At 35.8% G+C, this 22,537-nt stretch carries 17 protein-coding genes and 2 tRNA genes; 4 read left to right on the top strand and 15 right to left on the bottom strand.

The genetic code is table 11. From position 1 onward, the window contains the following. Positions 1-22: 22 nt before the first annotated feature. A complete protein-coding gene (locus K7G79_RS08180) occupies positions 23-295 on the top strand; it encodes a DUF4242 domain-containing protein (protein ID WP_223550905.1) in 273 nt (90 codons plus the stop codon). 82 nt (positions 296-377) lie between these two features. Here the strand turns inward: K7G79_RS08180 and K7G79_RS08175 are convergent, their stop codons facing one another. From K7G79_RS08175 to porU, 5 genes are all read right to left on the bottom strand, one after another. Then, on the bottom strand, positions 378-2,030 hold the full coding sequence (locus K7G79_RS08175; protein ID WP_223550903.1) for a pyruvate dehydrogenase complex dihydrolipoamide acetyltransferase: 1,653 nt from the start codon (positions 2,028-2,030) through the stop codon (positions 378-380). 3 nt (positions 2,031-2,033) lie between these two features. Further along, entirely contained in the window at positions 2,034-3,032 is a 999-nt protein-coding gene (gene pdhA, locus K7G79_RS08170; RefSeq protein ID WP_223550902.1) for a pyruvate dehydrogenase (acetyl-transferring) E1 component subunit alpha, read from the bottom strand. 296 nt (positions 3,033-3,328) lie between these two features. Next, entirely contained in the window at positions 3,329-3,811 is a 483-nt protein-coding gene (cdd, locus tag K7G79_RS08165) for a cytidine deaminase (RefSeq protein ID WP_223550900.1), read from the bottom strand. A gap of 93 nt (positions 3,812-3,904) precedes the next feature. Then, positions 3,905-5,110, bottom strand: coding sequence for a type IX secretion system outer membrane channel protein PorV (porV, locus tag K7G79_RS08160; protein ID WP_223550899.1), 1,206 nt, complete (start codon positions 5,108-5,110; stop codon positions 3,905-3,907). A gap of 98 nt (positions 5,111-5,208) precedes the next feature. After that, positions 5,209-9,093: a type IX secretion system sortase PorU gene (gene porU, locus K7G79_RS08155; RefSeq protein ID WP_223550897.1), complete on the bottom strand. Its 3,885-nt coding sequence runs from the start codon at positions 9,091-9,093 to the stop codon at positions 5,209-5,211. Positions 9,094-9,355: 262 nt separating this feature from the next. Here porU and gldJ point away from each other — a divergent pair, with 262 nt between their 5' ends. Both gldJ and murF read left to right on the top strand, forming a co-directional pair. Continuing rightward, positions 9,356-11,044, top strand: coding sequence for a gliding motility lipoprotein GldJ (gene gldJ / locus K7G79_RS08150; RefSeq protein WP_223550895.1), 1,689 nt, complete (start codon positions 9,356-9,358; stop codon positions 11,042-11,044). A 147-nt stretch (positions 11,045-11,191) separates the two neighbouring features. After that, the gene (gene murF, locus K7G79_RS08145) at positions 11,192-12,469 is read left to right on the top strand and encodes a UDP-N-acetylmuramoyl-tripeptide--D-alanyl-D-alanine ligase (protein WP_223550894.1); all 1,278 of its coding nucleotides are present in this window, start codon (positions 11,192-11,194) and stop codon (positions 12,467-12,469) included. 132 nt (positions 12,470-12,601) lie between these two features. Here the strand turns inward: murF and K7G79_RS08140 are convergent, their stop codons facing one another. The 10 genes from K7G79_RS08140 to K7G79_RS08095 form a co-directional block, all read right to left on the bottom strand. Further along, positions 12,602-13,372 carry a LuxR C-terminal-related transcriptional regulator gene (locus tag K7G79_RS08140; protein WP_223550892.1) on the bottom strand — a complete coding sequence of 257 codons (771 nt, stop codon included), beginning with the start codon at positions 13,370-13,372 and terminating at the stop codon, positions 12,602-12,604. Between the two features lie 154 nt (positions 13,373-13,526). Continuing rightward, a tRNA-Val gene (locus K7G79_RS08135) sits at positions 13,527-13,601 on the bottom strand. A gap of 76 nt (positions 13,602-13,677) precedes the next feature. After that, positions 13,678-13,752: transfer RNA gene (locus K7G79_RS08130), tRNA-Val, on the bottom strand. 63 nt (positions 13,753-13,815) lie between these two features. Continuing rightward, positions 13,816-15,033, bottom strand: a complete 1,218-nt coding sequence (locus tag K7G79_RS08125; RefSeq protein WP_223550890.1) for a folylpolyglutamate synthase/dihydrofolate synthase family protein — start codon at positions 15,031-15,033, stop codon at positions 13,816-13,818. Positions 15,034-15,039: 6 nt separating this feature from the next. Then, positions 15,040-15,888, bottom strand: a complete 849-nt coding sequence (locus K7G79_RS08120; RefSeq protein WP_223551072.1) for an energy transducer TonB — start codon at positions 15,886-15,888, stop codon at positions 15,040-15,042. Beyond that, positions 15,888-16,280 carry a biopolymer transporter ExbD gene (locus K7G79_RS08115; RefSeq protein ID WP_223550888.1) on the bottom strand — a complete coding sequence of 131 codons (393 nt, stop codon included), beginning with the start codon at positions 16,278-16,280 and terminating at the stop codon, positions 15,888-15,890. Before K7G79_RS08115 ends, K7G79_RS08120 begins: the two co-directional genes overlap by 1 nt. A 1-nt stretch (position 16,281) precedes the next feature. Then, complete coding sequence (locus K7G79_RS08110; RefSeq protein WP_223550886.1) at positions 16,282-16,980, bottom strand: MotA/TolQ/ExbB proton channel family protein; 699 nt, start codon at positions 16,978-16,980, stop codon at positions 16,282-16,284. A 156-nt stretch (positions 16,981-17,136) separates the two neighbouring features. Continuing rightward, a complete protein-coding gene (gene nhaD, locus K7G79_RS08105; protein WP_223550885.1) occupies positions 17,137-18,564 on the bottom strand; it encodes a sodium:proton antiporter NhaD in 1,428 nt (475 codons plus the stop codon). Between the two features lie 10 nt (positions 18,565-18,574). Next, complete coding sequence (locus tag K7G79_RS08100; RefSeq protein WP_223550883.1) at positions 18,575-19,801, bottom strand: Glu/Leu/Phe/Val dehydrogenase dimerization domain-containing protein; 1,227 nt, start codon at positions 19,799-19,801, stop codon at positions 18,575-18,577. A gap of 138 nt (positions 19,802-19,939) precedes the next feature. Further along, a complete protein-coding gene (locus tag K7G79_RS08095) occupies positions 19,940-21,022 on the bottom strand; it encodes an anhydro-N-acetylmuramic acid kinase (protein ID WP_223550882.1) in 1,083 nt (360 codons plus the stop codon). 93 nt (positions 21,023-21,115) lie between these two features. On the opposite strand from K7G79_RS08095, the gene K7G79_RS08090 reads away from it, so the two are divergent. Continuing rightward, entirely contained in the window at positions 21,116-22,258 is a 1,143-nt protein-coding gene (locus tag K7G79_RS08090) for an acyl-CoA dehydrogenase (RefSeq protein ID WP_223550880.1), read from the top strand. Positions 22,259-22,537: the final 279 nt, after the last annotated feature.

Here is a 22,537-nt window from a genome sequence, read left to right as displayed (position 1 = left end):
TAGGAAATAAAACCAATGTATTATGCCAAAGTATGTTATTGAGCGTGAAATTCCAGATGCAGGAAAACTATCTGCAGAACAATTAAAAGCCATTTCTAAAACGTCATGTAGTGTTTTGGAAAACTTAGGGCCAAAAATCAACTGGGTACACAGTTACGTTACCGACAACAAAATTTATTGTGTTTATATAGCACCAAATGAGGACATGGTTAGAGAACATGCCAAACAGGGAGGGTTTCCTGTTCAGTCAGTCAGTACGGTTTGTGCTATAATCGATCCTACAACTTCAGAATAGAAAAAAAACGAAAGCCCGCTTCAATTGAAACGGGCTTTTATTTTATGAGATTTCTCATTTAAGTTCGAAATGAACTATATTTTTAAATCAGCATGGTAACCGGATTCTCGATATAACCTCTTAAAGTTTGGAGAAATTCAGCACCAGTTGCACCATCAACCGTTCTGTGGTCGCAAGCCAATGTTAATTTCATGGTGTTTCCAGCTACAACCTGACCGTTTTTAACTACTGGTTTTTCAACAATCGCTCCTACTGATAGGATGGCAGAATTGGGTTGATTGATAATTGATGTGAAATAATCAATACCAAACATACCTAAGTTAGATACCGTAAAAGTACTACCTTCCATTTCCTGTGGCGTTAATTTTTTATTTCTGGCTTTCCCAGCTAACTCCTTAACTGCTGCTCCTATTTGTGGTAGACTTTGTTCGTTTGTAAAACGCACAACTGGCACTACCAAACCATCTGGTACAGCAACCGCCACACCAATATGCACATGATTATTTAAACGCATCTTATCAGCAAACCACTGTGAATTCACTTGTGGATGTTGTTTTAAGGCTAAAGCACAAGCCTTTACTACCATATCATTAAATGATATTTTAGTATCCGGCAATGAGTTGAATTGTTGGCGAAATGCAATGGCATTGTCCATATCAAATTCAACAGCCAAATAATAGTGTGGCGCAGAAAACTTAGAATTAGTCAATGCCTTGGCAATAGCTTTACGCATTTGTGAATTAGGCACATCCTCAAAATCCTCTTGCCCAGCTGGCACAAATTTACCCACCGAAGCCATAGATGCGGTAGGGATATAGTTTTCTATATCACGCTTAACAATACGTCCCTGTTCACCAGACCCTTTAACTTGGGTTAAGTTAATACCTTTTTCTTCCGCTAATTTTTTAGCCAAAGGTGAAACAAATACCCTTCCATTTGTTGTTACTGGGGTTGGGGTATGTTCATAAGACTTCTCGACTGCGCTCGAAGTGACAACTGATGCTGATTTTGGTTCTTCAACCTTTGCTTCAATTTTTGGCGCATTTTCTTTGGTTGCTTTGGCTGGTGCTTTAAAGTTAGCTGAAACGCCTGTAACATCAGTGCCAGCAGGACCAATAATAGCCAACAAAGCATCCACTTTGGCCGATTCGCCTTCCTGTAAGCCTACTTCTAATAAGATTCCCGATTGGAAAGATTCGAATTCCATAGTAGCTTTGTCGGTTTCTATTTCTGCCAAAATATCACCTTCTTCAACAGTATCACCAACTTTCTTCAACCAACTGGCAACAGTTCCTTCCTCCATGGTATCACTTAACCTTGGCATGGTTACTACAACAACACCCTCCGGTAAGTATTCTGAACTTGCTTCTTTATTTTTAGACTCTCCTTCGCGATTGCTATCGGAAGTGTTCGAAGTGAGAGTATCATCCTGTTCTTGTTCTTTGGTTTCAACAGAAATGCTTCCTCCTCCATTTAATAATTCTGATATATCCTCGCCTTCTTCTCCAATTATGGCCAACAACTCATCGACTTTGGTTGTTTCTCCTTCTTGAACGCCAATATGAAGCAATACACCTTCGTTAAAAGATTCAAACTCCATAGTCGCTTTATCGGTTTCTATCTCAGCTAAAATGTCGCCTTCTTCAACTTTATCTCCTACTTTTTTTAACCAAGCCGCTACGGTTCCCTCTTCCATGGTATCGCTTAAACGCGGCATATTTACTACTACTGCCATAGTTTATAATTTATGTTGAATAAAAGGATAATCTTCTTGCTCGTAAACCACATCGTACATGACATTCTTTTCTGGCCAAGGTGATTCTTCAGCAAATTTCTCACATTCAGCAACCCTATCTTTCACTCGTTTATCAATAACTTTTATTTCTGCTTCTGTGGCATATTTCTTTTCAAGTATAAGATCTTTAACCTGAGTAATTGGGTCAATCTTTTTATACTCTTCTACTTCTGCCTTAGTTCTGTAGTGTTGCGCATCACTCATAGAGTGGCCTCTGTAACGGTAAGTTTTTAACTCCAAAAATGTTGGTCCGCCTCCTTTACGTGCACGCTGTATGGCCTCGTCGAAAGCTTCGGCCACTTTTACAGGATTCATCCCATCAACAGGACCACAAGGCATTTCGTAGCCTAAACCTAACTTCCATATATCTTCATGGTTGGCTGTTCGTTCAACCGATGTCCCCATAGCATAACCATTATTTTCACAAACGAATACTACAGGTAAATTCCAAAGCATTGCCAAATTAAAGGTTTCATGTAACGACCCTTGCCTAGCCGCCCCATCACCAAAACAACATAAAGTCACCGCATCACTTCCATGGTACTTATCTCCAAAAGCTATACCTGCTCCTAGAGGAATTTGCCCCCCAACGATACCATGACCTCCATAAAAACGATGTTCTTTTGAGAAAATGTGCATAGACCCTCCTAAACCTTGTGATGTACCTGTTCCTTTTCCATAAAGCTCTGCCATAACACGTCTAGGATCCACACCCATCCCTATGGGCTGTACGTGATTACGGTATGCCGTTATCATTTTATCCTTAGTCAAGTCCATAGCATGCAAAGCACCAGCTAATATCGCTTCTTGACCGTTGTATAAATGTAAGAATCCTCTAACTTTTTGCTGAATATAAACTGCAGCTAGTTTGTCTTCAAACTTCCTCCAGAATAACATATCTTCATACCACTTAAGGTAAACCTCTTTCGTTATTTTTTGCATCTACTTATATAGGGTTTAATTTATGCGAGCTACAAAAGTAATATTTTGTGGGATATTGGAAAAATGGATGATGATTAAACTAATAAAATATTGAAAAATTTATTTAATTCCTATTAAGATTGTCTTTTTGACAGTTTTTTATTTATAAAAATAGGATTGAAAAGTAGATGGAACGTGAAGCAAATGACAACCAAAGACAGTTGATGGAACACAAAATATAAATTCCAAAACCTAAAAGGTTGATTATTTTGAGTAGTGATTGGCAAACATTAAAATCTTATAATTGACACCTAAGGCTAGAGCAACGATTTATTAAAAACTAAGGGTAATAAATTTTCCAATGAATTTGATTTTATCACTTTTCCAGACTCACCCATGAAATAGATTTCAATGGCTTGTTTTTGTTTAACCTCATATTCGGCAATGGCCTGCCTACAAGCGCCGCAAGGCGGTATAGGCACTATGGTTTTTACTTTATTTGATGCTGCAGTTATTGCCATTTTTAAAACTTTAGACTCAGGAAACTTTGCTCCAGCATAATAGATTGCTGTTCTCTCGGCGCACAACCCTGATGGGTATGATGCATTTTCTTGATTGCTTCCTGTAATAACTTCACCATTATCTAGCAATAGTGCTGCCCCCACCTTAAAATCTGAATAAGGCGCATAAGCCTTTTCCCGAGCTTCAATGGCTTGGTTCATTAAACCCTTGATATCCTTAGACAAATGCTCCAAATCCTCAAAAGCTTGCAGTACGCATTCTATTTTTATTTCATTCATATCTAAAAGTAGAATTCTGATACTAATTTAAACAAAAAACCATTGCCGTTTGCGCAATGGTCTTTTTATATAGGGAAGCTAATGTGTGCTTTACTAATACTCAGTGTATTCTCCAGCACCAATGTTAAACGTCAATGAAAAACGCAACGTACCTTCCAATGGACTTTGTACTTTTGATGTAGAGAAAAGATAAGATAAATCTATATTCACTACATTATATTTAAACCCTGCTCCCAAAGCAAAAAACTTTCTAGCTCCTTTTTCTTCTGCTTCATTAAAGTACCCAGCTCTTAAGGCAAAAGAATCTTGGTATACATACTCTGCACCCAAAGCATAGGTAAATTCCTTTAATTCTTCACTAAACCCTCCAGGAGCATCACCAAATGATTGGAAAATACCTGATAAGAAATTAACATTAGTATCTTTACCCTCAACGATAACCACTTCTTCACTTCCTCTATCATATTCACCATCATCATCTGAATCTACAAAACCGTATCTGGGTGGCGTAGGCACCAAAAGCTTGGCTACCTCAGCAGTAACAGCTATTCTATTATACTCATCGAAAATAAAATCAAATCCAGCACCTAAACGCAAATTGGTAGGCTGAAAGTTATCCAATCCACCTTGATCATATTTGAATTTCGGTCCAACATTCTGAATAGCAAACCCCATACGCCAACGACCATTAAAATCGTTATAAGCTTCTTCTTCACTTTGATAATAACCAGAGATATCCACGCCAAAGGTATTCGCTGCCGAAGCATCCTGATCAACACCCTGTATCCTTAGATCTGATCTTAAATAGCGCATAGCTACAGACATAGCAAACTGGTCTGATAATCTTAACGCATAGGATACATCAAGTGAAAGCTCACTAGGCCTTTGAATTCTTGGCGTATCAAACTCATTATCAACAAATTCAATATCCCCCAAAGAAAAATACCTTAAACTAGCTGCAAAAGCACTACGTTCATCCAATCTATTAAAATAAGTTACATTTCCTAAAAAGATATCATTGACCAATTTACTTAAATAGGGCGTGTAGCTAACAGCTAAACCTGATTTGGATTCAGAAAATACATATTTGGAGGAATTCCATTGTTGTGAAAATCCATCGACTGAAGTGGCCACTCCCATATCTCCCATTCCTGCTGCTCTAGCATCTGAAGCAATTAGTAAAAAAGGAATCCCTGTTGTTATTACCCGAGAGTCATCCTCAAATGGGATGGTATTATTCTGCGCTTCTAATTTCAACAAAATGGCAAAAGCCATTATAAACAATAATCTATTCTTCATGTAGTTAGTTTAGTTAACAAATATAAATTTTATTTTAAACTGTTTCTGTCTTTACCCTTAACCTGCATAAATAATCGGTCACATTTCTTAAATTAGGATTACAAAATGACCAGTTTTTCAATTTTTTCTACTTTTTTATTCAATACTTCCGATTTCACCGTGAGTTTATATATATAAACCCCTTTTCCTATTTTATCTCCAAAGTCGTCCCGTCCATCCCAAACCATATCCCGAGACAGGGAGCTTGTTACTTTTGTTCCCGCATTGGTTTGTCCGTTAATCGTCTTCACCAACTTTCCCGACACAGTGAATATCTGTATTGAAACGTCTAAAGGTGCAGAACTATTGTGGTTAAACCAAAATTCTGTGTAATTTACAAATGGATTGGGATAATTCAGCACATTATTTATCACTAATTCTTGGTCTTTATCGAAAACAATAAACTGAATTTCAGCAATTGAGCTATTATTATAAACATCCCATGCCTTTAGGGTCAAGGTGTGCAACCCAGGTTCCAGATCCCGAAACGGAAAGCTAACCACACCCTTTTGGTAGTCATCTACCTCGGTTTGGTAGTAATCGTTCAATACATAAGGATTGGTTTCATCGCCATCGATTATAGCAACAATATCATGACCGATACCACTAGCGGTGTTGATTCCGTTTAAATCTTCCAACTTTGCCAACAATGTAGGAGATTCGTTTGTAATACCTCCTGAAACAAAATTTTCATCATTCATGTACAAAGTAATCACTGGCCCTGTGTTATCTTCTTCTGCATTTTCGTTTAATCCTCCTATTCTCACCTCGTTAATACTGGCCCCCGTTTGGTCCTCGGTCGAGGTTTCATTTTTGGCATAAAAGCTCAGTTTTCCATAACCAACAGGAATACCAACATCCCTTGGCACCACAAAATCAAATTCAAACTGTCCGCTTTGTATTGAGGCTTGTCCTCTAAATATGGTAGCTCCCAATGTATTGAAATCAAGCTTAATGAGTTGTCCATTAGAATCCCGAGTACCATCATTGGCTAGGGTTTGCCTATCTATAAACTTATCATAAATGGTAGTGGAAAGGGTTCCGTTATAATTGGTCAGTATATTCCCATTTACATCTGTTACCTCTCCTGCCAGTTTAACATAACTTAATGCCTTTAAGGTATCTGTTGACTGACCCACAGGAACCTCATTAATCTTTGTTAGCCTGATGTTTGGCTTCGGAAATGTTAATTTCATGGCAGGATCGCCTATATAAAACACTAATCGCCTTTGACTTTGACTCGATATGGAAGGATCATTTTTGGTTAATCGTAATGCTTCTGCTGCCGATGGGTATTCATAATCAGCATAAGTATCATTATCACTAAACGAAAATAAATACTGTTCTAAAATATTATTGAAATTGGTTCCGAAAATCACAAATACTTGCCTCGTGGTTGTAATTAACCCTATGGCTCCTGCTTCCTTGTTCCAATAGGTAAACTCTCCTGCTGTTTCCCTTAGGGGATTATCGAACTTGGTAAATTCACAAGTTACTGTTACAAAACAGTTCAACTTACAAATGTTTTGCAGATCTTCTATATTTGGCTTTAAAAAAATACGTTCTCCTGATAAACCATCCTCACCTCCATGTCCAAAATAATTAACTACTAAAGCCCCTTTATCAATTCCATTAACCAAAGCCTCGGTTACTAAGGGGTAGCGTTCTCCTCCAGCCGAAACTTCCTGTTTATAGGCATCACTATGAATTTTAATAACATTTATATACGGCTTTTCAGCTGCGACCATATCACCTAAGCTATTAGTGGTCTGTTGCAAAATGCCTTCCCAATCTTCATCGACATCATCAGAAACAGCAATAAAATTATTTCGCCAACTGCCATAAGCCTCTTTAGCATAATACAACTCTACTTTATCTACCATGTCCTTAGCACGTTGTGGCGTATCAGCCAGTATGCGTCCTACAGCAATATCTAATTTATCACCGTTGGACATCATTCCCTCGTTATCATCCATCATCCCATAAAAATCATCAGAAACGTAAGAGCTGGTAAGATTAAAGCTGTTAAGAGAGTACCAAGATGGCACAACATTGGTGTTATTTTGTACACGGTCTTTATAATCGAAAGAACCATCTCCAAAAAGACATAAATATTTTAGCTTCTTTTCTGGAGTACTGGCATTATCATAAATATATTTCACTAAATTTCTTATCGCCCCTATATCTGGGTTTCCTGTACTGAACTCATTATAAATTTCATTCAACCCTATAGCTTTTGCATTAATACCGTATCTATCCATATTGATATTTGCCAAGCGTTCGGCCTGTCCCAACATATCGTTTCTAGCAACTATAATATAATCAACATCCTGAAACTCTCCTTGTGAATTGGTGAATATCGTTCCTTTAATATTTTGATTGGGAACTGTGGTTGTTTCATCTACTTTTGGTTCGAAATAATCTTGTGGAGTTACAGCTACAAAGGTCTTTAAAACGCCTAAAGTAGATTTAAAACTTAAAGTAGGCGAAGATTCGTCATTTTCAAAACTTGTAATATTAAATATATCTGTAACCTCCCAAACCTCGGAGATTTGAGATGCATTCGAGATATTGTACTGCCCTATACCTAAAGCAGAAACCACATTACTGTTTTTAAACTGAAATTGTTTATTGTTGAAGTTTAGTGATCTAGTTGCTTCAATTGAAACGTAATCTAAATACCCCAAAGCACTTGGGTTTCCCTGATTGTTATAGATTAAATTTACAACAACACTAGATGACCCCACATTAACATCTCCATTATACTGTGCAGCACTTGCCAAATTGGCTCCAGAAGCCCCCGCCATGTTAAGTGTAGTAACCTCATTCCCATTCACGCTTACTTGCATGGTACTGGGAGCTGATGAGGCTGCAGCTACATAAACGTTTAGCCGAATAGGCTCTCCAGTTATTAGGTCAGGAAAATTAAATTCAAAAGATTTTTCATTTTCAATATCAAACTGCTCTCCAAACCAACGTCTTCCCAAAGATGCAATATTATGCTCATCTTTTTCGTGGAATTGATAATCTTGATAGGTGTCAATTGTCATATTAGGAACCGCATCTGGCTGAACCATGGATTGAATGCGTTTGCCATTACCAGAACTTACATTAATATAATAATAGGTCTTATCTGTATAACAATTAATATTGGTATTACTTTGAGCATCGAAGCCTTTTGGGCCTTCAGCATAAAACAATATATAATCTTCATCATTGAATACTCCATCATCTTGTCCAATAAACTTTATTGCATTCTCCATAACATCAAATGGCTGGCTTACCGCATTACTATATGGTATCATTCTGCCACCATTACCATAAAGCTTAATAGTTCTGGGATCCACATTATTAACATTAACGCCCAAGCGCTGCAAAAAACTTTTTGTCAACCTATAAACACCCGTAGTATCAACATAAAAACGATACCACTCACCAGAATTCAATACCGAATTTGTGATATTACGTGACCTTTTAAAACTTTTGTTTGAAATTACCCTGTTAACCTCAACGCTTTTATATTCAATTTGAAACGAAATGATTTTTTTATAATTGCCATTCCCATCCTTTATTATTGGCGACAACTGAAAAAAGGCATATTTCTTATTCCTAGCATAGGAATTATGCAAACTATAAATTAGTTTATTCGTTATTTTATTTAAATCAAGGTCTTTTAAATCACTTTTAGAAATAGGCTTATAGCTTACATTGCTCAAAACAATGGAAGATTCATTAATAGGTGAACTGGTTTCCCATTGTGAAACAAATAATAGACCTGTTTCAAAATCATAACTAAAGTTGCCTTTATTAAAAGAAGGTATTTCGATGGTGTTATTACCTGCTGAAAGTTTTTGAACACCCTCCCAATTAATTGTAAACTGTTTTTGTTGTGAAAAAGCTAAAGCGTTAAAAAACAAAAATAGAATTAAAAATTTCTCTTTCATTGCAAGAATAACGTTAATAAAATGGCGTTATTATTAAAAATATAATATTTTTACTTTCGCTTCAAAAATACGATAATAAATTTGTAAAACACACGTTAATACAAGACAAATCGACACCAAAAAACAAGAAAAACATCGATGAAATACATAAAAAATAAGGTGAAATACACTTTTTTTTGGTCAAAATGCTAAAAATTGCTTGCAATCTTCGGTTTAATTCTTATATTGCAGCACCAAAATATAAATTAGCTTACTTAAAGATATGGATATGAAAAAAGTAGTAACATTCAAAACTCTGCTAATACTAGGGTTGTCTTTAGCGGCCATAAGCTGTAAAAAGTCAACAAGTTCTAAAAATACTTCCAGAGCTACAGGATGGCAAATCAACGACCGTGAAGGTGGTTTTCAATACAATACTCGTTTTGAAGAGCAAGAAACTGCTCCAGGTCTAGTTTTTATTGAAGGGGGTACTTTTACCATGGGTCGTGTACAAGACGATGTTATGCACGATTGGAATAACACACCCAACCAACAGCACGTACAGTCATTTTACATGGATGAGACAGAAGTTACCAATGTAATGTATCTAGAATATTTAGATTGGATTAAGCGTGTTTATCCACCAACAGATGAAAATTTTAGAGCCATTTACCATGGTGCCTTACCAGACACATTGGTATGGAGAAATCGATTGGGCTTTAATGAAATTATGACCGAAAACTATTTGCGTCACCCGGGCTATGCCGAATACCCTGTAGTTGGTGTGAGTTGGATTCAAGCGGTTGAATTTGCTAACTGGAGATCGGACCGTGTCGGCGAAATGGCTTTACAAAAAGCTGGCTATACCAAAAGAGGCTCTCACCTTACAGATGTTTCTGCAGATGCTACATTTAATATTGATACCTACATTAATGCTCCAACCATGACCTATGGTGGAAACGAAGAAGTCATCAATCCGGATAGTGGAAGAAATAGAAATGCACAAGTAGATGCCGATGGTAACCCAGTAAATATTTATGCTAAAAGGGAATCGGGAATCATTCCTTTAAAATATAGACTTCCTACAGAAGCAGAATGGGAATATGCAGCACTTGGATTAAGTGAAATTAGAAGCTACAATGTATATAGAGGTCGTAAAAAATATCCATGGGACGGACAATATACCCGTGCAGGAAAACGTAGAATACGGGGTGATCAATTAGCTAATTTCAAGCAAGGAAAAGGTGATTACGGCGGAATTGCTGGGTGGTCTGATGATGGTGCCGATATTACTAATGAAGTTAAGTCTTACGATCCAAACGACTATGGTTTATATGATATGGCTGGTAATGTTGCCGAATGGGTAGCCGATGTATACCGACCAATTGTTGATGATGAATTTAACGACTTCAACTATTTTAGAGGTAATGTTTATACTAAAAACGCTATTGATGAAGAAGGACAGGTTAAAGTAGTTACGCCAGAAGATGTTGTTTATGACACCTTATCTACTGGAAAACTAGTAGCCAGAAATTTACCTGGTGAGATTTTACAAGTTCCTGTTGATGAAGATGAAACCTACCTAAGAACCAACTTTGACAGGAGTAATCAAATAAACTTTAGGGATGGTGATAAACGCTCATCAAGATTTTTTGAAAGCTTTGATGAAGATGAGGAAGGCGATGCTTCAGCTGACACGAAGTTGATGTACAACTCACCTAGACATCGTGTAGAACGTGATTCTTTAGGGAATTTAATAAGAGAACATGACAAAGATAACAATAGAACCTCATTGATTAATGATAATGTTAGGGTTTATAAAGGTGGCTCATGGAAAGACAGGGAATATTGGTTAGACCCTGCTCAACGTCGCTATTACCCTGAAGATATGGCTACCGACTATATAGGATTTAGATGTGCCATGTCTAGAGTAGGCTCTAAAACCAAAAGAAAAAATAAAACCAAAAACTAAAAATATTTGGTAAAAACATTTAAAAAGTCCTAACTTCGGTTAGGGCTTTTTTATTACATTTATTTTTTTGAAACTGTCACACCAGGATGCTACATCAAACCAGTAGAAGTGTTGTTTCTTAATCTAACGTTACTTATTATAAAAACATTGAACATAGAACAACTACATCAGCTTTTTTTAGAATGCAACAAGGCTAATACCGATACACGAAATATGGTTAAAAATGATATGTTTTTTGCCTTAAAAGGAGAAAATTTTAATGGTAATACATACGCCGAACAAGCCTTAACACTTGGTGCCAAATATGCTATAATAGACGAACCGAAATTTGCAATAAACAACCAAACTATTATTGTAAATAATGTTCTTGAGACATTACAGGCACTAGCTTCCTATCACAGAATTTTTTTAAAATTGCCCATCATTGCCTTAACAGGAAGCAATGGCAAAACAACTACTAAAGAATTGATTAATGCCGTATTATCACAAAAATACAATACAACTGCTACTATTGGGAATTTGAATAATCATATAGGCGTTCCCTTAACCTTGTTGTCAATGACTCAAGATACAGAAATAGGTATAGTTGAAATGGGGGCTAACCATCAAAAAGAAATCGAGTATCTGTGTAACATTGCACAACCTGATTATGGTTATATTACTAATTTTGGAAAAGCACATCTGGAAGGTTTTGGTGGTGTTGAAGGCGTTATAAAAGGAAAAAGTGAGCTATACGATTATCTAATTACCAATAGCAAAACCATTTTCGTTAACAGCAACGATCCCATTCAAGTTGAAAAAACCCAACATGCTAACACTTATTGCTTTGGCAATTCACAACAAGATATTACCATAAATTTTATAGGAGCCAATCCTCTTGTAAAACTAAGCTATAATGGTTTAGAAATAAACAGTCAGCTTATTGGAGATTATAACTTTAATAATATTGCAGTTGCCATTGCCATAGGACATTATTTTAAAATTGATGATAACGGCATAAAATCGGCTATAGAAAACTACATCCCCAATAACAATCGTTCACAAATCATTCAAAAAGGCAAAAGCAAAATCATTTTAGATGCTTACAACGCCAACCCTACTAGTATGCGTGCCGCCCTATTGAATTTGGAAAAACAAGAAGGTAGTAAAATAGCGATTTTGGGTGATATGTTCGAATTGGGAGATTATGCCGAACTGGAGCACCAAACCATTACCGATTTAGCAGCATTGCTGAATATAAACCAAACCATTTTGGTTGGGGAGAACTTTTACAAATCAAAAACCAATTCAAAAACAGTAAGGCAGTATAGTTCTTTTGATGATTTTAAAACCCATTTTAACATGACTGAAATGAATAAAGCTACCATACTAATAAAAGGTTCTCGCGGTATGGCTTTGGAACGGGTCTTAGATATTATTTATTAAAATAAAAAGTGCCTATTTCATTTACATGAAAAGACACTTTTATAAATTCTCCCAAAACTAAATTAATAGCAATGTAAATTTCTAACTTTTAAAAACATCTTACAATACTCAAATTGAGTAATTTTACAAATTTTAATTCCAATGAGTATTTGATTTAAAAAGTCCGACTAGTTCCCCTGTAGAAGAAATATTTAGTTTTTTAAGAATGTTTCGCCTATGTGTGTCAACAGTATTAGAACTTATATTCAATTTTTTAGCGATGTCCTTACTACTATGGTTTAACACCAACAACCTAACAATATCGCGTTCCCTATTACTAATGCCATCCATTAATAGTTTTTGGGAAAAGTTATTGTAATATAATGTCTCATATTCGTTATTAACGTTTAAATATTTGGCAGATGCTGTAAAAGGTAAGGTCAATTTGGTATGCAAAACAGTATAATGTGCTAACCCAATTATGGGCTTCATATTGGCATCAAACTCTAGAGGACTAGTATTTTGTATAATGTTTACATATTCACCACTTCTATTCTTCAACCTATAGTTCCAAGTATAGTTCATTCGTTGTCGATTTGCAACTGGAACCTCAGATAGGGTAAATTCCATTAAGTCGTTAAGTACCTTCAACCACTTATCAATATCATCGGGGTGAATCCTACTCCAAAAATACCGCATACCCTTTTTTTGCATTTCATGAGCTTCAATACCCAAACATGCCTTTACATTCTTACTAACATATTCAAACGTTAAATCCTGTGTATTGGTTACACAAAAAAAAGTAGAACTGTATGGTAAAAAGGAATCTAGCTCTATGATTTTTTTAATATGTTCATCTAGCGAAGGATTTCCATAAGATTCAAATATTGTTTTATATCTACTTTTTATATCTGTGTGTTGCATAGATTGAGTAAAAAACATTACTTTTTGTTAATAGCAATTCAACATGAAATTAACACATTTTCTAATAAATAAAAAATAGACACCTTAAAAAGTAAGTGTAGGACGTTTAACCGTTCTTATAAAAAGATAACTCTGAAAATCTTAGAAGAAAATGTGGGTCGTACTGGATTCGAACCAGTGACTTCTACCCTGTCAAGGTAACACTCTGAACCAACTGAGTTAACGACCCAATATTATTCCAAAAAGTAAAGATATAAAAAACTCGCCTTCGTTTTCTTTGATTTGAAAACTTTGGCGAGCGAAGGTGGGCGCGAAGGGATTCGAACCCCTGACCCCTTGGGTGTAAACCAAGTGCTCTGAACCAACTGAGCTACGCGCCCTTTGCAATTGGACTGCAAATATAAAGTAGTTTTTCTATTAGCAAAACTTTTTTATTAAAAAAATTAAATTATTTCTGCTACTACAAATGTACTCCCTCCAACAAAAATAAAATCGTTGGAAGACGCATTTTTAAAAGCATTGTTATAAGCCTCAATCACTGAATTATAAGCCTCGCCCCTAATGCCAAACTCACTTAAAGTCAATTTTAATTCTGTAGCATCCTTTCCTCTTGGAATATCTGGTTTACAAAAATAATATATAGCATCTTTAGGTAATAAGTCTGAAATAGCATCTATATCTTTATCATTTACAACCCCAAAAACAATATGTAATTTATTAAAAGACTCTTCTTTTAATTGCTGCATAGTATAAACCAACCCTTCTCTATTATGACCGGTGTCGCAAACTACTTTAGGGGTTTCGTTCAACACCTGCCAACGCCCTACTAACCCGGTGTTTTTAACCACGTTTAAAAGCCCCTTTTGTAATTGGACATCTGTTATACTATAGCCAATACTTTTAAGCTCTTTTACTGCTTGTATCACAGTTTTTATGTTTCTGAACTGATAGGGGCCTTTTAAATCACTTTCCAAAACCTGATTGGGTTCCTGATCGGCAAATACAATCTTAGAATTAGTATTTCTAGCTAAATCCTCAAAAACAGGTTTGGTTTCCATTTGAGTTTCACCAATCACTACTGGCACGTTAGGTTTTATAATTCCTCCTTTTTCAAAAGCTATGGCCTTTAAAGTATCTCCTAAAAATAGCGTGTGGTCCAATCCAATATTGGTAATAACCGAAAGTTCTGGTGTAATGATATTGGTAGAATCCAGGCGGCCACCCATACCAACTTCAATAATGGCAATATCTACCTGCTGCTCAAAAAAATAATCGAAAGCCATACCAACGGTCATTTCAAAAAAAGATAATTGATTAGCTTTAAAAAAAGATTTATTACGCTTAATAAAACCTGTAACAAACATTTTACTCACAGGTTTTCCGTTTATTTTAATACGCTCCCTAAAATCCTTTAAATGTGGAGAGGTATACAATCCTACTCTATAACCTGCTTCTTGTAAAACTGAAGCCAACATATGACTTGTAGAACCTTTGCCATTAGTGCCTGCTACATGAACCGATTTAAACTTATTTTCTGGAAAATTTAAGTGCTTTGAAAACTTTAAGGTATTGGATAAATCTTTCCTAAAAGCCGTTTTACCCTGCCGTTGGTACATTGGGAGTTGTGAAAACATCCAATTGACAGTTTCTTGATAGGTCATTATGTACTACTGACTTAATTTGAAATTAACACTTACAAAACCAATTTGTCTTGTGGGTGCTTTAGAATCTGAAGGCCATTTGTGGGACAGAGCAATCTTTTTGGCCGGTTCCAATAAACATTGTGCAGTATTAGTCGTTCCTCTTACACCAGGTATTGCCTCAATAACGTTTCCACTTTGGTTAACAACTATTTTTACTATCACCATACCAGATTCGTTACAGTCCTGTTTCAATGTTTTATAAGTAGCAGGACCACGACCATTTAAGCCATAACCAACGCCTCCGCTACCTGTACCCTGACCACCAAAATAACTTGGCGCATAAGGATCGCCGTCCAACTGGCCTTTGTCACCTGCTCTATTATCGTTGCCTTCACTTCCTGTTTCTGTTCCTTCAGATTTACTAACACCTCCAATTAAAGCATCCAACTTTCGCTTTTTTTCTTCCTGTTCCCTTTTTTCCCTTGCAATGCGTTCGGCTTCTGCTTTAGCTTCAGCCTCAGCGATGGCCTTAGCCCTAGCCTCTGCTTCTTTTTGTTTTTTAATGGCTAAGGCTTCTTCATTTTCTTGGGTAAGCACCTCTTCTTTTGTTTCCGAAGAGGAGGACGGTTGTGATTTTGTAACCTCGGGCTGTGGAGGTTCTGGTATATTTTTTGGTTCCGATTTTACAGGAAATTTAGGCTGTATATTTCCCTGACCAAAATCTGTGTTGCCAAAATTCACAGCCACACCATATTCCTCTGGAGGATCCATGTACTTTGTACCAACCACAAATAACATAAGCAAAATAATAACAGTAATTAATGCTGTTAATTTTGCAGAATCCCTTTCATGCTTGGTTTCGAAGTACTTCATCATTTAGGTTTTACTGCCAATATCACTTTAAATTTGTTTCTATTGGCGATATCCATTACTTTGACTACATTTTCAACAGGCACTGATTTCTCTGCCCTTAAAACAATAGTAGGTTTATCCTGACCTGAGAGTTTTGCTAGCAATTCATTTTCCAATATACTTTCACCTACCCTTTTTTGATCTATATAGTATGTCAAATCTTTTTTTATACTTACCGCTACCGAACGTTTATTCTCGGTCTTTCCACTAGCTTTAGGCAACAGAATATCTATAGCATTGGTAGTAACCAAGGTTGACGCAATCATAAAAAAGATGAGTAACAAGAATACAATATCCGTCATGGACGACATATTGAATTCTGGTGTAACTTTATTTCTTCCTCTAAAATTCATATTAAGCTGGCTCGTTTAAATGATCTAAGAATTCTAACGAATTGGCTTCCATTTGATACACGACTTTATCGGTTCTAACTACCAAATGGTTATAGGCAATATAAGCAACAATACCAACTATTAAACCAGCTACCGTAGTTGTCATTGCTGTGTAAAGTCCACCTGCCAAAACATCCATTTCTATGGTACCACCAGCATTAGCCAATTCAAATATTGCTAAAATCATTCCAATAACCGTACCAAGGAAACCTATCATAGGTGCAGCTCCGGAAATGGTTGCCAAAATACTTACGTTTTTTTCCAAACCATAAATTTCCAAACGCCCTGCATTTTCGATAGCTGTGTTAATATCGGCCAAGGGCTTACCTATTCTGGAAATCCCTTTTCCTATCAATCGTGAAACTGGAGAATTTACCTGAGCACAAAGTACCTGAGCGGAATCTATTTTGCCATTACTCACATAGTCCTTTATCTGGTTCATAAAATTGGCATCCACCTTTGAAGCCGCTTTGACGGCGAATAGTCGTTCAAAATAAATATAGGTCGCCGAAATTAGCAACAGGAACAAAACAGCAATTATAACTTGACCTGCAACACCTCCGCTACTAATTAATTCAATAATTGATAATGTTTTTTCAACAGACTCAATATCTGTTAAAACCTCACCTTCTTGGGAATTTTGTAATAATGTAATTAGCATAAATTAAAATTTTTATTGCAACTGTATAACGTATCTTTTTTTGCTAAAGTATAATAAAAAAAAAAATCAGTGATATTTAGATCATAGATTCTTCTGAAAAAACAAAAGATTAGCCATAATCAACTAATCTTTTGTTTTCAACTTAATATCCTGTAATTAAAACAAGGTTCTGGTAAACATAAACGCCACTGCACCTACTAAGAAGCCTACCAAGGCTAACCAAGCTATTTTCCTTAAATACCAGAAAAAATCAATCTTTTCCATACCCATAGCCACTACACCTGCTGCAGAACCAATGATAAGCATACTGCCTCCTGTTCCAGCTGAGTAAGCTATAAAATGCCATAGCTCATTGTCGATCGGTTCATTGAACATCCCTAAACTGGCAGCTACTAACGGCACATTATCTATTACTGCGGAACCAACACCTAATAACAATACCACAATATCCGAAACTCCTTCACGATTTATTTCAGTGCCAAGCATTGGCATAGTATCCTCTAAAGTTCCTGCAAAATTGAATAATATTCCCAAAGACTCCAAAGCTGCCACTGCCATTAATATGCCTAAGAAAAATAAGATACTGGGCAATTCTATTTTAGACAGCGAATAATGTACAGGACTATGGTGGGCATGCGCATCACTTTCCTCTGCACCAAACTCTGTCATAGTAAATTTAGAGCTACTGTAAATTTCAGCAAAAACAGCTACCACACCCAACGATAACATCATCCCTACATATGGTGGCAAATGTGTTGTCATTTTAAATATGGGCACAAATACAATTGCTCCTAATCCTAAATACAGCATCGTGCTACTAAACTTAGACTTAGGCTTATCTTGAGTATCTTCCATATCCAAATCACCTTTAAACGCAGGCAAAAAAGAAGCTATAAATGATGGCACTGCCATACACAAAAATGACGGCAGTAACAAATATCCTATTAAGTGACCAGTAGTTACTTTATTACCAATCCATAACATGGTGGTTGTAACGTCTCCAATAGGAGACCAAGCACCTCCTGCATTTGCTGCAATAATAATTAGACCAGCATACCATAACCTTACACTTCTATCCTTAACAATTTTTTGCAATATGGAAATTAATACTATTGTTGCTGTAAGATTATCTATTATAGCCGAAAGAATAAATGCCAATATGGAAAATATCCATAATATTTTAGTCTTTTTCTTAGTCTTAATAAAATTCTTTATTGTAGAAAAACCATCAAAATAATCTATAATCTCCACAATGGTCATTGCACCTAGAAGGAACACCAAAATTTCAGCCGTTTTACCTAAGTGGTGCAACAGGGTTTCTTCCATAATGTGCATTTTACCTTTCTGAGATACATGCCCTTGTCCATCTATTACATCTTCTAAAGGTAAGCTTCCAAAACTATCAAGTAAATCATGTTTCCCAGAATCGAACCACTGAGTAAAACTTTCTAATCCAAAAGCAATTAACGCCCAACAAATGGCCATCATTATTAAGGCTGGAATCAGTTTATCAATTTTTATACTGTGTTCTAAGGTAATCGCTAGATACCCCATTGCGAATATTAAAATAATTGCTGTTTCCATGTATCTTATATTAAATTAATTGGTTTAATGCTATTTCAAAAGCTGTTTCACTAAGTCCCTGCTTAGATTTATTATTATGGTATACTTTTTCCAATGCTTCTTTAATTGTATTTGAAGTATCATTGAATATGGCCTCATCAGTCATTTGCACACGACGCTCCATAAAGTAGGCAAAAACACGAGCCATTCCACAGTTAGAAATAAAATCTGGTATTAAACTAACCCTATAATCCGTATGCTCCATAATTGGTCCGAAAAAAATCTCTTTGTCTGCAAATGGCACATTTGCACCACAGGAAATAACTTCTAAGCCACTATCTATCATTTCATCTATTTGATGAATCGTAATTAAGCGAGAAGCTGCACAAGGTGCAAAAATTTCAGTTTTAATGGACCAAATCCTTTCATTTATTTCTTCAAACGGAATTAAATTATCACTAACTAAAGTATTACCCTTTTTTTTAAGAAACAAGTTCCTTATCTCTTCAAAAGTAAATCCATCTTCATTAATTAAGCCTCCAACAATATCTATAATACCTACCACTTTTGCTCCCATTTGAGATAAATAAAATGCTGCAGCCGCTCCAACATTTCCAAATCCTTGAATAATAGCACGTTTACCTTTTACCGAACCGCCATAAATATTATAATATTGCTTTACAGCTTCGGCTACCCCAAAACCTGTAATCATATCGGCTACGGTATATTTTTTCAAAACATCGGGAGAATAAAGTGGGTTTTCAATTACTTTTATGACCCCTTGGCGCAATTGTCCTATCCTATTAATTTTATCGGCTTCTGTTGGCTTAAAATACCCATTAAAGACACCTTCTTGGGGGTGCCATACCCCACTCTCCTCTGTTATAGGTATAACCTCATAAGTTTCATCTACATTTAAATCTCCACCTGTGCCATAATAACTTTTTAACAATGGTGATACCGCCGCATACCATCGTTCAAGCACTCCTTTTTTTCGAGGATCCCTTGGATTGAAATTTATACCGGATTTCGCACCTCCAATTGGAGGTCCCGAAACAGTAAATTTAATCTCCATGGTTTTGGCAAGAGACAATACTTCGTTCATATCCAAGCCCTCACGCATTCTTGTACCTCCTCCAGCAGCTCCACCCCGTAAAGAATTTATAACCACCCACCCTTCAGCTTCTGTATCAGGGTCTTTCCAATTAAAAACAATTTCAGGGGCTTTATTTCCATACTTTTTTAGTAATTCTTTCATGCTTAGTATTAATTAATATTTATCAGCTTTAATTTTCAAATCACGATAGGTATTCTATGTGTAGCTAAAGCTGTGTCATACTAAAAAAGTTTTGAATTATTTAAGACAACAAATATAGAAAACTAAAAATTTTATTAATTAATTTATATAGATTTTATGAGGGTAGAATATATTGCCCGAGCTATGATCTTTTGATGCTCCTGTTACACTTTTCAAGCAATTGGTTTCTTTTCTAAGCCTTAATATGCCAAGTAGGGCAAAAATTAATGCTTCTTTAAAATCTATAATTTGTTTTGAGGGAACCTCAATTTCGTTTTGCGAATAACTTTTAATCCTATTGATTAAATAATCATTGTAAGTCCCGCCACCAGTTATTAAAACTGATGCTTTCTTAATTTTATTTATCTCATTCGAAATTTGTATTGCTATGTGTTCACAAAGTGTGTTTAAAATATCTGGGGGCTCCAGATCAAATTCATCTATTAATGGAATCACAGAAATTTTTACCCATTCTAACCCTAAAGATTTGGGATATGATTTCCTGTAAAATTCTAAATCATTCAATTTAGATAGTAATTCATCGTTTTGCTTCCCTTGCGATGCCATTTTTCCTTTATCATCAAAATCGTATCCCATTTCTTTAACATAATAATTTAAAACGATGTTAACAGGGCAAACATCGAAAGCTATTCGCTCGTTATTTATATCTACTGATAGATTTGCAAAACCACCTAGGTTTAGGCAAAAATCGTAACCTGGAAACAAAAGCTTATCCCCAATAGGCACTAATGGTGCCCCTTGCCCACCTAATTCCACATCTTGAATCCTAAAATCACAAACAACGGTTTGACCCACTAATTTTGAAATTATTGGTTGATTGCCTATTTGGTAGGTTAACTTATTTTCTGGTTGATGATATGCCGTATGACCATGTGAGCAGATGGCATCAATACATTTAATCTTATACCTTGCTATGAATGAGTTTATAACATTTGCCAATAAATGGGTATATTCCTTATCAATTAATTTTAGTTCTTCAATACTTAGATTTACCAAATTTTCCAATTTTCCATTCCAATCTTCATCGTAATGTATTGTTTCAGCTCTAATAATATCGAAATCCCAGTTTTCACAATACTTAAACCTCGCATATAACAAATCGATTCCATCTAAAGATGTACCAGACATCACCCCTATAACATAATATTCATTTTTTATCATATTAAGTAAAATTAGCGTTTTTTATTGAAAAAATCTTATAATAACACTATATTTGCTAGTATATTTTAATATATTAATAATATTATTATTCATATGAATTTTAATCTTTCGGAAGAACATTTAATGATTCGTGATGCAGCTAGGGATTTTGCCCAAACAGAATTATTACCTGGAGTTATTGACCGTGACAATAAACAACATTTTCCCGATGAACTTGTAAAAAAAATGGGGGAACTTGGGTTTATGGGCATTATGGTAGATCCAAAATATGGTGGTAGTGGAATGGATACTATTTCCTATGTTCTTATTATGGAAGAATTATCTAAGATCGATGCGTCGGCTTCAGTAATGGTATCCGTAAACAACTCTTTAGTGTGTTACGGACTTGAAGCTTATGGCACTGAAGAACAAAAGCAAAAATATTTAACAAAACTAGCTACTGGTGAATATCTAGGTGCTTTTTGTTTAAGTGAGCCTGAAGCAGGCAGTGATGCAACCTCCCAAAAAACCACTGCATTAGACAAAGGTGATCACTACATATTAAATGGTACTAAAAACTGGATTACTAACGGTGGCCGAGCTAATGTTTATATTGTAATAGCCCAAACCGATCGTGATAAAGGTTCTCATGGTATTAACGCATTTATTGTAGAACGTGGAACAGATGGATTTCATATTGGCCCTAAGGAAGATAAATTGGGGATTCGAGGCAGCGATACGCACACTTTACAGTTTAATGATGTGAAGATTCCTAAAGAAAATAGAATTGGTACAAATGGCTCTGGATTTAGATTTGCCATGAAAACATTATCTGGAGGACGAATAGGTATTGCCTCTCAAGCTTTGGGCATAGCACAAGGCGCTTATGAATTGGCTTTAAAATATTCTAAGGAAAGAAAAGCTTTTGGAACCGAGATTAGTAATCATCAAGCTATTGCTTTCAAATTGGCTGACATGTATACCGAAATAGAAGCAGCTAGATTATTGGTGATGAAATCTGCGAAAGATAAAGATTTAGGAAAAAATTATGATAGATCAAGTGCCGTGGCTAAGCTTTATGCTTCAAAAGTAGCCATGGAACACACCGTTGAAGCGGTGCAAATCCATGGTGGCAACGGATTTGTAAAGGAATACCATGTAGAACGCTTAATGCGAGATGCTAAGATTACCCAGATTTATGAAGGAACTTCAGAAATTCAAAAGATTGTAATCTCGAGAAGTATTTTAAGAGATTAAGACTAACCTCTATCTAATCTTTTCTTATACACTAACCATAAATAGATTACTGGAAGTTTCTAATCTCTAATTAGACTTTTAGGATTTTTAATGAGTGATTTTTCCTGTAAAATTAACTTAAAATAACCCAAGAAAACTATCCATTTCAAATTTATATAAACAAAAAACCCTTCACTAAAAATAGTGAAGGGTTTCCAAAAAAGGCAACGACCTACTCTCCCACAGATGCAGTACCATCGGCGCTAACGGGCTTAACTTCTCTGTTCGGAATGGTAAGAG

The sequence above is a fragment of the Aestuariivivens sp. NBU2969 genome (genome assembly GCF_019931125.1).
Classification (GTDB): Bacteria; Bacteroidota; Bacteroidia; order Flavobacteriales; family Flavobacteriaceae; genus Aestuariivivens; species Aestuariivivens marinum.
The sequence above is the reverse complement of the archived record's forward strand: the minus strand, read 5'-3'. Positions and strand labels throughout refer to the sequence as shown.

Excerpts from the sequence above, each read along its gene's own strand:
- K7G79_RS08180 (WP_223550905.1), top strand. The coding sequence starts at position 23 with ATGCCAAAGTATGTTATTGAGCGTGAAATTCCAGATGCAGGAAAACTA.
- K7G79_RS08095 (WP_223550882.1), bottom strand. The coding sequence starts at position 21,022 with ATGATAAAAAATGAATATTATGTTATAGGGGTGATGTCTGGTACATCT.
- K7G79_RS08115 (WP_223550888.1), bottom strand. The coding sequence starts at position 16,280 with ATGAATTTTAGAGGAAGAAATAAAGTTACACCAGAATTCAATATGTCG.
- K7G79_RS08100 (WP_223550883.1), bottom strand. The coding sequence starts at position 19,801 with ATGAAAGAATTACTAAAAAAGTATGGAAATAAAGCCCCTGAAATTGTT.
- gldJ (WP_223550895.1), top strand. The coding sequence starts at position 9,356 with ATGGATATGAAAAAAGTAGTAACATTCAAAACTCTGCTAATACTAGGG.
- K7G79_RS08110 (WP_223550886.1), bottom strand. The coding sequence starts at position 16,980 with ATGCTAATTACATTATTACAAAATTCCCAAGAAGGTGAGGTTTTAACA.
- K7G79_RS08120 (WP_223551072.1), bottom strand. The coding sequence starts at position 15,888 with ATGAAGTACTTCGAAACCAAGCATGAAAGGGATTCTGCAAAATTAACA.
- pdhA (WP_223550902.1), bottom strand. The coding sequence starts at position 3,032 with ATGCAAAAAATAACGAAAGAGGTTTACCTTAAGTGGTATGAAGATATG.
- porU (WP_223550897.1), bottom strand. The coding sequence starts at position 9,093 with ATGAAAGAGAAATTTTTAATTCTATTTTTGTTTTTTAACGCTTTAGCT.
- K7G79_RS08175 (WP_223550903.1), bottom strand. The coding sequence starts at position 2,030 with ATGGCAGTAGTAGTAAATATGCCGCGTTTAAGCGATACCATGGAAGAG.
- cdd (WP_223550900.1), bottom strand. The coding sequence starts at position 3,811 with ATGAATGAAATAAAAATAGAATGCGTACTGCAAGCTTTTGAGGATTTG.
- nhaD (WP_223550885.1), bottom strand. The coding sequence starts at position 18,564 with ATGGAAACAGCAATTATTTTAATATTCGCAATGGGGTATCTAGCGATT.
- K7G79_RS08090 (WP_223550880.1), top strand. The coding sequence starts at position 21,116 with ATGAATTTTAATCTTTCGGAAGAACATTTAATGATTCGTGATGCAGCT.
- porV (WP_223550899.1), bottom strand. The coding sequence starts at position 5,110 with ATGAAGAATAGATTATTGTTTATAATGGCTTTTGCCATTTTGTTGAAA.
- K7G79_RS08140 (WP_223550892.1), bottom strand. The coding sequence starts at position 13,372 with ATGCAACACACAGATATAAAAAGTAGATATAAAACAATATTTGAATCT.
- K7G79_RS08125 (WP_223550890.1), bottom strand. The coding sequence starts at position 15,033 with ATGACCTATCAAGAAACTGTCAATTGGATGTTTTCACAACTCCCAATG.